The 9,596-nt window shown below is 68.5% G+C and carries 11 protein-coding genes; 5 read left to right on the forward strand and 6 right to left on the reverse strand.

Going from position 1 to position 9,596, the window contains the following annotated elements; translation table 11 throughout:
* Positions 1-51 precede the first annotated feature (51 nt).
* Positions 52-339: a sll1863 family stress response protein gene (locus tag ACESL7_RS08910; RefSeq protein WP_372892968.1), complete on the forward strand. Its 288-nt coding sequence runs from the start codon at positions 52-54 to the stop codon at positions 337-339.
* A 414-nt stretch (positions 340-753) separates the two neighbouring features.
* On the opposite strand, the gene ACESL7_RS08915 is transcribed toward ACESL7_RS08910, so the two are convergent.
* From ACESL7_RS08915 to ACESL7_RS08940, 6 genes are all read right to left on the reverse strand, one after another.
* Positions 754-1,212: a phosphate-starvation-inducible PsiE family protein gene (locus ACESL7_RS08915; RefSeq protein WP_372892969.1), complete on the reverse strand. Its 459-nt coding sequence runs from the start codon at positions 1,210-1,212 to the stop codon at positions 754-756.
* A gap of 27 nt (positions 1,213-1,239) precedes the next feature.
* Entirely contained in the window at positions 1,240-2,331 is a 1,092-nt protein-coding gene (gene hflC / locus ACESL7_RS08920) for a protease modulator HflC (RefSeq protein WP_372892970.1), read from the reverse strand.
* On the reverse strand, positions 2,328-3,395 hold the full coding sequence (gene hflK / locus ACESL7_RS08925; protein ID WP_372892971.1) for an FtsH protease activity modulator HflK: 1,068 nt from the start codon (positions 3,393-3,395) through the stop codon (positions 2,328-2,330). The genes hflC and hflK overlap by 4 nt, the downstream gene beginning before the upstream one ends.
* A gap of 85 nt (positions 3,396-3,480) precedes the next feature.
* Positions 3,481-3,966 (reverse strand): hypothetical protein, encoded by a 486-nt coding sequence (locus tag ACESL7_RS08930; RefSeq protein ID WP_372892972.1) that lies wholly within the window; start codon positions 3,964-3,966, stop codon positions 3,481-3,483.
* A gap of 228 nt (positions 3,967-4,194) precedes the next feature.
* Complete coding sequence (locus tag ACESL7_RS08935; RefSeq protein ID WP_372892973.1) at positions 4,195-4,539, reverse strand: hypothetical protein; 345 nt, start codon at positions 4,537-4,539, stop codon at positions 4,195-4,197.
* Positions 4,536-4,850: a hypothetical protein gene (locus ACESL7_RS08940; RefSeq protein WP_372892974.1), complete on the reverse strand. Its 315-nt coding sequence runs from the start codon at positions 4,848-4,850 to the stop codon at positions 4,536-4,538. Before ACESL7_RS08940 ends, ACESL7_RS08935 begins: the two co-directional genes overlap by 4 nt.
* A gap of 423 nt (positions 4,851-5,273) precedes the next feature.
* Here ACESL7_RS08940 and dctP point away from each other — a divergent pair, with 423 nt between their 5' ends.
* From dctP to ACESL7_RS08960, 4 genes are all read left to right on the forward strand, one after another.
* The gene (gene dctP, locus ACESL7_RS08945; protein WP_372892975.1) at positions 5,274-6,308 is read left to right on the forward strand and encodes a TRAP transporter substrate-binding protein DctP; all 1,035 of its coding nucleotides are present in this window, start codon (positions 5,274-5,276) and stop codon (positions 6,306-6,308) included.
* Entirely contained in the window at positions 6,308-6,856 is a 549-nt protein-coding gene (locus ACESL7_RS08950) for a TRAP transporter small permease (protein ID WP_372892976.1), read from the forward strand. Before dctP ends, ACESL7_RS08950 begins: the two co-directional genes overlap by 1 nt.
* Positions 6,853-8,160, forward strand: a complete 1,308-nt coding sequence (locus ACESL7_RS08955; protein ID WP_372892977.1) for a TRAP transporter large permease — start codon at positions 6,853-6,855, stop codon at positions 8,158-8,160. The genes ACESL7_RS08950 and ACESL7_RS08955 overlap by 4 nt, the downstream gene beginning before the upstream one ends.
* A 5-nt stretch (positions 8,161-8,165) precedes the next feature.
* Positions 8,166-9,596: AMP-binding protein (locus tag ACESL7_RS08960; RefSeq protein ID WP_372892978.1), on the forward strand; the 1,431-nt coding region annotated here is incomplete at its 3' end.

The raw sequence follows: 9,596 nt of genomic DNA on the forward strand, positions 1-9,596 counted from the left end.
TACCTGTAGGCATCGCAAACGCACACGTCTGCAGACCAAGGAGACCGCACCATGTCCGACCGCGAACAGTATATCGAGAAGGCCAAGGCGAAGATCGACGAATGGAACGCCGAAATCGACAAGATGAAGGCGAAGGTCGAAGAGGCCGACGCGGACGCCAGGATCGAGTACCAGAAGCAGCTCGACGAGGCGCGCAAGCAGCGCGACGAGGCCGAGGCGAAGCTGAAGGAGATGCGCGAGGCCAGCGATGACGCCTGGACCGACATGAAGGCGGGCTTCGACCGGGCGTGGGACAGCATCTCCGGGGCGTTCAACAACGCCATGTCGCGCTTCAGATAAGGGAGGGGCCGGTCATCGGCCTCTTTCCCTCCCGAGATTCAGGCTCTGCCCCGCGCGCCTTCGCCGGGCCTGCCGTTTCGGCGCCCTCTAGCGCCGACGGCCGTTTCGGCCTGTTCCTGACCGCAAGGTGAAAGGCCACTGGCCGAGACGATCGACCGCTACGGCGAGGACGACGCGCGGCCCATGGAGCCTGTGCCGGTTGATCGGTCTGCGCGCCCTCACCCGGCCGTCGCGGGCGGCTGACGGGCGGCCTTGCCCGTCGTCATCGGGCGTCCCGCGCCCGACGCAACCTCGCCGCGGTGGGGGCGTCCGACCGCGATCGTGGCCGCCGCCCCTGCCCTGTCCGCGATCAGCCCCCCGGTATGTGAAACCACACCGCGCCACGGCTTCGGATGGACGACGCGCTCAGGCGCGTCAGAGGTCCTGCCGTCTTGTCGCCCAGATGATGACGAGCGCGGACAGCGACAGGAGCAGAATGGCAGCCGACTCGATGAGTATGTTGGCCGGCGCCATCTCCTTGCCCTGCAGAACGACCAGTCGACCCACCGCCGTGATCGCGATGAAGATCGGGTAGACGAAGACGGAATTGTGCCGGGCATAATAGACCGAGACCATTCCGATCACCTCCAGATACAGGAACATCAGCAGAATGTCGGCCAGCAGCACGGTCCCGAGCCGATAGATCGCGAGAATTTCGAAGACGACCGCGACCAGTGTCATGGCCACGATAACCACCAGTAGCAGCCGTTCGATGACGTGGAACAGGCCGAGGGCGAACAGTTTCTCGCTGCGCCCCGAGCCGAGGCCCGACTGCCCGTCCACGGGGGTGCCGGCCGCCTCGTCCCCGCGTTCGGTTTCCGGAACGTCCTTCATCGCCGATGACCAGGCTGACGCAGCGGTCTATTCAAGTGCATCGGTATCGTTGCGCGCCGCGCCGGGCGACGCCAGCCGTGGTCCCGGCCGCTCCGGCAGGATCGCCGCCACGTCGCCGCCGCCCTCGGGGTCCTCGGCGGGATCGCGAGACGCCTCCGGCTCCGCCTGCATCCCGCGCAGGAACCGGAACAGCTCGCTGTCGGTGGTAAGGACGAGCGTCGTGTCGTCGGAAATCATGTCGCCATAGGCCTGCATGGTCCGGGTGAAGCCGTAGAAATCCACGGAAACGTCATCGACATTGTAGGCGTCGGCATAGATGTCCGCCGCGGCGGCATCGGCATCGCCGCGGATTTCCTCGACGGCGCGATAGGCTTCGGACTGGATCTTGTTCAGGTCCCGCACCCTGTCGCCCTGAATGCGCGCCGCTTCGCCGTTGCCTTCGGACAGGAACCTCTCGGCGATCTGACGCCGCTCCGAGATCATGCGATCGTAGATCTTGGGCCGCACGCTTTCATTGTAGTTGATGCGCTTGAAGCGGATATCGAGAAGCTCGATCCCGAAGACGCGCACCTTTTCCGCCGCCGCCTCGAAGATCTGCTCCTCGACCAGCGCGCGGCCCTTGGTGATGGGCACCAGCGCCCCGATGTCCTGCGCGAGCTCCTGGTCGGTCAGGAGATTGTCGCGCAGCGGCGTCCGGTCCTTCGTCGTCCGGATGATCTCGATGAGTTCGTGCTTGGCCACGGCGTTGCGAGTCTCGCTGCCGAGGATGTCGTCGAGGCGCGACTGGGCGCTGCGCTCGTCGCGCAGGCGCAGGAAGTATTGCAGGGGATCGGTGATCTGCCAGCGCGCGAAGAGATCGACGGAGATGTAGAGCTTGTCCTTGGTCGGCATGTCCGAGGGCGAGCCGTCCCATTCGAGGACCCGGCGGTCGATCCGGTTGACCTGCTGAACGAAGGGCAGCTTCACCTTGAGGCCCGCTTCGGTGATCGGCGCGCCCACGGGCCTGCCGAACTGGGTTATGATGGCCTGCTCGACCTCGCCCACGGTGTAGACGGCCGAGGAGGCTGTCACCACGCCGGCGACCGCGATCCCCGCGGCAATGAGCGGAATCGTCTTCATTGTTGCCCTCCCGGCTGTCGATCGAGGTTCAGCAGCGGCAGGATGCTTGCCGTGGACCCGTCGACGATGATCTTGGAGCCGATGGCCGGCAGAACATCCTGCAGGGTCTCGATGTAGATCCGGCGCTGCGTCACCTCGGGGGCCTGGCGGTATTCCGTCAGGAGCGCGGTGAAGCGGGCCGCGTCGCCCTCGGCCTCGTTGATCCGCCTCAGGCGGTAGCCGTCGGCCTCGCGGATGCGCTGATCCTTCTCGCCTTCGGCGAGCGGGATGACCCGGTTGTAGGCACGGCGCGCCTCGTTGATGATCCGTTCCTTTTCCTGCTGGGCCTGGTTGACCTCGTTGAACGAGGCCTGAACCGGCCGGGGCGGGTTGATGTTCTTCAACTGCACCTGATCGATGCTGATGCCCATCGCGTATTTCGTGGTCAGTTCCTGCATCTTCCGCAGGGCGTCGATCTCGATCTCCTGACGGCCGACGGTGATCACCTCGTCGACCGTGCGGTCGCCGACAACCTCGCGCATGACGGACTCCGAGACGTAACGCAGGGTCGCACTCGGCTCGCGGACCTCGAAAAGGAACTTGCGCGGCTCGGAAATCCGGTACTGCACCACCCATTCCACGAGCGCGGCGTTCAGGTCGCCGGTCACCATTTCTGTCTCGAGACGGCCGTTTGTGGGGCTCTGGTAGGGGTCGGTGGCGCCAGGCGTCGTGAAACCGAATTCCTGTTTCAGCTGGCGCTTGACCGGCACCAGCGTGGTCGAGTCGACCCCGAAGGGGATCTTGAAATGCAGTCCCGGGGGAACCTCGGCCGAGAACTTCCCGAAACGCTGGACGATCGAGACGGAGTCGCTCGGCACCGTGTAATAGGACGACCATGCGCCGACCGCCAGAACCGCGACAACGGCCCCGAGCAGAACGCGTTTCACCGGTGGCGCGCCGCCCGGGACCAAACCGCTCAGCCGCTGCCGCCCGCGCCGCAGAATCTCGTCGACCTCCGGAGGCGCACGGGTCGGCTTGCTTTTCCACGGTCCACGCTCCGTGGAGCCATTTTCATCCGACGGCATCAAGAGCTCCTCTCGCGATTTCGTTTGATGGGCCGGCACACGGCGCATGCGGCTGCCGGCGCGACGGGTTCGGCGCGGTCACGTCTCAGGACGTGACCGGCATGCCTTCGTTCTCTGCGGCGCAGATCGAGGGATCGTCCTGCAGGGGGCCGGCAGGGGGCGTCCGACCCGGCGCCTCCTCTCCGGGACGGGACGCCGGCGAAGCGGGATACATGCTTCGAAGCTGGGCCACGCTCACGCCGTCGGCCTGCATGACGCTCAGCACGAGCGGGTCGCTGAGCATGTCCTCGAGGAAGACATCCGCCAGTTCCCTGCCCGAGATCTTGTCCCTCGCGCGCGCGTGATCGAGATCGGTCAGCGAGACCGTCAGGACGCGTGTCAGGCCGGGATGGGATGCCCGGGTGTGCAGCTTCACGAAGACGGAAGCTTTCCAGCTGCCCGGGTCGAGGTGACCGGGGGGCGCGCTGAGTTCGGTCTCGATCTCGTAGTCACCGGCGGGAAGCGTCTCGTCGAATCCCGGAAGGCTGAAGGGCCGTGCAAACACGGCGATCGACTTGGTCGTGAGGGACATCGGGGCGTTCCTGTTTCCTGTGGCGGCATGCGGGCCGCGGGCTGCATGAACCGTCCGTGTCGCGACGACATCGGGGCGCGCGGCGCAGGCGAGCCGGTCGGCGGCCGAAGCGTCTCTGGCCGGGTCTGCCACCGGCCAGATCCGCAAGAGCCCCCGTTCGGGCAGATCGGACGTGCTGTCGGTTCCCGGCAAGACGGCCGATGCGCCGCGCCGCCTCGCGTCAGGTCCTCACGGGTCGAGCGCCGCGAGGCAGGCTTGCGCGATATCGCGGTCCGGGGCGTCGCGTCCCGGCACCGTCGCCCAGCCGGCGTCCATCAGCGCGGAGCGCTGGCGATAGCTGGCGGCCGCCCGGATCGTCGCAAGCTTGTCGGCCCGCGCAGGGTCCGATCGCGCCATGTCGAGGCAGACCGGCACCATGGAGGCGACGACCTCGTCGTGCGACATCGCCATCGCCCTGTCGGTCGCGGTGCCGCCGGTCACCCAGCCGCCCCAGGTGAAGCCGACGACGCCGACGAAAACCGCGCCCATCACGGCGCCGTAGATGCCGGGTTTCAGCCAATCGGGAGTTGTCATTTCACGTCCTCCTGCGGGGAAAGCGCCGCCTCGCTGTGAGTGTCGTTCAGGGCCGCGGCCCGATCCCGGCGCAGCGCCTCGGCCAGGTCGCGCTCGGTGATCGCCCGCATTTCGGTTCGCCCCGCGTGACGGCCCCTGCCGTGCACCGTCAGGTGAGTCGCCGTGCGACGCCACGCCTCGAAGCTGAGCCCCTGGAGAAGCTCTTCCTCGACGACGAGGTCGTAGTCGCCGGCCGGCAGTTCGTCGGGGTACCCCGGCAGCACGAAAGCCGCGGAAAAGGTCACCGTCGATCTGGTCGAGCGCATGGTCATGCGGGTCCTCCACGATGCTGGCAGAGCCGCCGGTGCCGGCCGTCGTCGGCCGTGAGGTGCAGGCCGGAACCGTCGAACGCTCATGGTCTTTTACGCGAGGCGCGCCGCGGGGGTGCTGACACAGGTTAGCCCGCGGCCCGATCGCGCGCTGCATCGGCCGCACGGCGATGCCGCTGACCGGACCGACCCCCGCAATGGCGCCACGCAGGACGCGTGCATCGACCTCGACCACGCGCCGCGCAGGCGCTTGTGCCGCCCGCCCCGCGATCTGCCGGGCCGCGCGCGACCCGGCTGGTGCGACGCTTCGGCGCATATTGGTCTTGACATATACGCTCACCAAACGATCGTTAGGTCAAGGGAGGCTCCACGGGGCGCGACGGCCGCGGGAGGAGGAGTTCCCGACGCAAGAACGGGGAGGAGACAATGCTGATTTCATTCATCCGCACGGCGGGCGTCGCCGCCGTGGCGCTCGCGGCGCATCAGGTCGCAGCGCAGGATTATCCGGACGTTACGCTGCGCATGGCGCATCCGCTACCGGAAAGCTGGCCGGCCGCGCAGTGGGACAAGTGGTGGGCAGAGGAGGTCGAGCGCCGCTCGGACGGCGCCGTGAAGATCGAGCTTTTCTGGTCCGGGCAGCTCGGCGGGCTGCTGGAGGTCAAGGATCTCGTCGCCTCGGGCGCCGTCGATCTGGGCGTCTTCGCGCAGGCGGTTCACGCCTCCGACATGCCGCTTGCCTCGGTCGCGGCGGGGCTGCTGAACCGCGTCTCCGCGGATGCCGCCACGGCGCATGAACTCGCCGGACAGGTCTACGCGGCCGAGCCCACGCAGGCGGAACTCGACGCGCTCAACCTGCATCCGATCAAGTGGACGGTGACCTCGCCCTATCGCCTGCTCTGCAACACGCCGATCGAAGAGACGGCGGACCTCGAGGGGCTGCGCGTGCGCGCGGTCGGGGGCGCCTACGTGCCGATCTGGATGGAGAGCTACGGCATGGTGCCGACGCGCGTGCAGGCCCCGGAAATCCGCGAGGGCCTTCAGCGCGGCACGCTCGACTGCAACTTCGGCCCGATCGAATGGGTGCCGTTCTTCTCGCTGGAGGCGGTCGCGCCTTATCTCTCGGACATCAACACCGGCACCTTCACCACCTTCCAGCTCTACGCGCCGGCGGACCGCTGGGCGTCCTGGCCGGAAAGCGTGCGCACCCTGATGACCGAGGTCGCCGAGGACGCCATGGCGCGTGATCTGGACTGGGTGAAGGACGCCGAGGCGGAGGCGGTCCAGACCTTCCGCGACGCCGGCGGCGAGATCGTCGAGCTCGCCGACATGGCCGATTTCGTGGCGCAGTCGCCCGACATGATCGCCGTCTGGGAGGAGGACATGGACGAGGCCGGCATGGCCGAGGCCATCGCCCCCATCGTCGAGATGCAGCGCGAGGCGGCGAAAAGCTTCGAGGAGTGATGGGCGACGACGATAATCGGGCGCGCCACGACGGCGCGTCCGCTCTCCGCGCCCGGCTGACGCCGGGCGCGGGCGCGACCCTGATCGAACGGGCGGCGATCGGGGTCTGCGGCGTGACGCTCTTCGTGGTGATGCTGGTCGGCGCGGCCGATATCGTCTCGGGCGAAGTGTTCGGCGTGTTCCTGCCCTTCAAGGTTGACATGTCGGGCACGCTCGCCGCGACGGCGATCTTCCTCGCCTGGCCGCTGGTGCAGCGCGCGCACGCCCATATCCAGGTCGATCTCTTCCTGCCCTACCTGCCGCGGCCGCTTCTGCGGCTGAGCTGGTGGGCGAGCCAGGCCACGGGGATGCTGGTCTTCGGCCTGATCGCCTACGGCGCGATCGACCTCGCCGCCGAGAGCGTCGCCATCCGCGAGAGCTCCGCCGCGACGCTGGGTTATCCGATCTGGCCCGCGAAGGTCGCCTGTGCCCTGGGCGCGGTCATCACCATCGGGGTCTTTCTGCTGCAGACGCTCCGCCGCCTGCTGCACGGTGCGGAGGACGCATGAGCGGGCTCGAGCAGGGCGGCCTCGCCTTCGCGGTCCTTCTGACGATGCTCGCCATCGGCGTGCCGGTGGGCTTCGCGCTGGCCGGCGTCGCTGCCGCGGGGCTCTATTTCAGCGTCGGCGCGACCTTCGTTCTGACCACCTTCAAGAGCGCGCCCTACACGCTGGCGAGCGACTACACCTTCGTGGTGGTCCCGATGTTCGTTCTCATGGGCGCGATCGCCGGGCGCGCCGGGATCATCGGCGACCTCTACGGCGCCGCGCAGGCCATGCTCAGCCGCGTGCGCGGCGGGCTTTTCATGGCGACCATCGTGGCGCAGGCGGGTTTCGCCGCGGCCTCCGGCTCGACCGTCGTCGCCTCCAGCGTCTTCACCCGGATGGCGCTGCCCGAGATGCTGCGCTTCCGCTACGATCCCGGCGTCTCGGCGGGCTGTATCGCGGCGGCGGGCACGCTCGCCGGGCTGATCCCGCCGTCCATCGCGATGGTGCTCTATGCGCTGCTCACCGGCGAGCCGGTGGGCGCGCTGCTGATCGCGGGCATCCTGCCCGGTATCCTGACGGCCGTGAGCTACATGGCCGGTATCCGGGTCTTCCTGCACTTTCGTCCGCATTGGGCGCCGCCGATCACGGAGCACGTCTCGTGGCCGGGGCGTATCCGCGCACTCGGCAAGGTCTGGAGCGTGCTGCTCCTGATGATCCTCGTCATCGGCGGCATCTACTCGGGGCTTTTCCCGCCCTCGGCCGCGGGGGCGATCGGCGCGGCCGGCGCGCTGACGATCGCGCTGGCGATGCGGCGCATCGACGGCGGGCAGCTCTGGGACGGGCTGATCGAATCGGCGCGGATCACGGCGATGATCTTCCTCGTGATCATCGGTGGCCTGATCTTCAGCCGTTTCCTTTCGATCAGCGGTTTCATCGGCGACCTGCGCGCGCTCGTGGTCTCGACCGAACTCGGAGTCGCGGGCTTCCTCGCGATGACGGTCGCACTTTTCCTTCTCCTGGGGATGTTCCTCGATTCGGTCTCGCTCCTGGTGATCGCGGTTCCGTTCCTCTATCCGATCTCGCAGACCCTCGGGATGGACCCGATCTGGTTCGCGGTGATCATCGTCAAGCTGATCGAGATCGCGGCGATCACGCCGCCGGTGGGGCTCAACCTTTACGCGGTGCTCGCGGCTGCGGAGCGGCAGGTCACCACGGCCGGGCTTTTCAGGGGGGTGCTGCCCTTCATCGCGATCGAGATGGCGGTGCTCGCGCTTCTGCTCGCCGTCCCGGCGATCGCGACCACCCTGCCCCGGACAATGGGATAGCGCGCATGCGGCTCATCGACTTCTTCGACCGCGCGGCGGAGCTCGACCCGGAGCGCACGTTCGTCCGGCAGGGCCCGGTCGCGCGCAGCTACGCCGAGAGCCGGGACGCCACGCACCGGATCGCCGCAGCGCTGCACCGCGACGGGATCGCGCCCGGCATGCGCGTCGGCGTCTACATGCCCAACGACTGGCGCGGGCTGGAGGCGATGTTCGGCCTCTTCCGTGCAGGGGCGGTGATGGTCCCGGTCAACGTCCGCAACGCGGTCGCGCAGAACGCACAGATCCTGCACGACGCCGGCATTCGCGCGATCGTCTTTCACTCCGCCTTCGCGGCCGAGGTGGCCGAGGTGCGCCGCGCCTGCCCGGAGCTCGCCCTCGCCGTCTGCCTCGACCGCGCGACGGACGGCGCGCCCGCCCTCTCCGACTGGATGGCGCCGGCGGGCACCACGGCGTCCGACGTGCCGCACGACCCGCAGGACCTCTGGACGCTTTACGCCACGAGCGGCACGACGGGCCGCTCGAAGTCCGTGCGCCACACGCATCTGACGAACCTCGTCGCCTCGATGGACATGCTGCACGCGCTGGAGGTGCACGGCCCCGTCCGCAACCTCGTCGTCGCGCCGATGACGCATTTCGCGGGCACCTTCATCTTCGCGCTGACCGTGACAGGCGGCACGCACATCCTGATGGACGGTCCCGCGCCGGGCGAGATCCTCGCCGCGATCGAGGCGGAGCGGGCGCAGATCCTGTTCCTGCCGCCGACGCTGATCTACCGGATGCTCGCCGAGCCGGCGCTCGGGCGGCACGACTATTCGAGCCTGCACCGTTTCGTCTACGCCGCCGCACCGATGGCCGGAGAGAAGCTGCGCGAGGCGGTGGCCGCCTTCGGCCCGGTGATGAGCAATTTCTACGGGCAGGCGGAGGCGCTCGGCCCGATCTCCTTTCTGCCGCCGGAGGATCATGCCCCGGAGGCGGACGAGGCCGGGCGCGCGCGCATGGCCTCCATCGGCCGGCCCTCGATCCTGCGCCGGGTGCGCGTCGTCGGCGCGGACGGCACCCCCCTGCCGCCCGGCACGCGGGGCGAGGTCGCCGTGCGCAGCTGGGGCGTGACACCCGGCTACGAGGGCAACGCCGAGGCCACGCAGGCGGCCTTCCGCGACGGCTGGTACCTGACAGGCGACATCGGCATCGCCGACGCCGAGGGTTACGTGACGCTGGTCGACCGGAAATCCGACATGATCATTTCGGGCGGCTTCAACGTCTTCCCCGCCGAGGTCGAGCGCGCGCTGCTGTCGCATCCGGACGTGCTCGACGCCGCGGTGATCGGCGTGCCGCATCCGGACTGGGGCGAGGCGGTGACCGCGGTGATCGAGCCGCGCCCCGGCGCCGAGGTCGCGCCGGAGACGCTGATCGCACTCTGCAGGGACCAGCTCGGC

Source organism: Rhodosalinus sp. (assembly GCF_041685465.1).
Classification (GTDB): domain Bacteria; phylum Pseudomonadota; class Alphaproteobacteria; order Rhodobacterales; family Rhodobacteraceae; genus Rhodosalinus.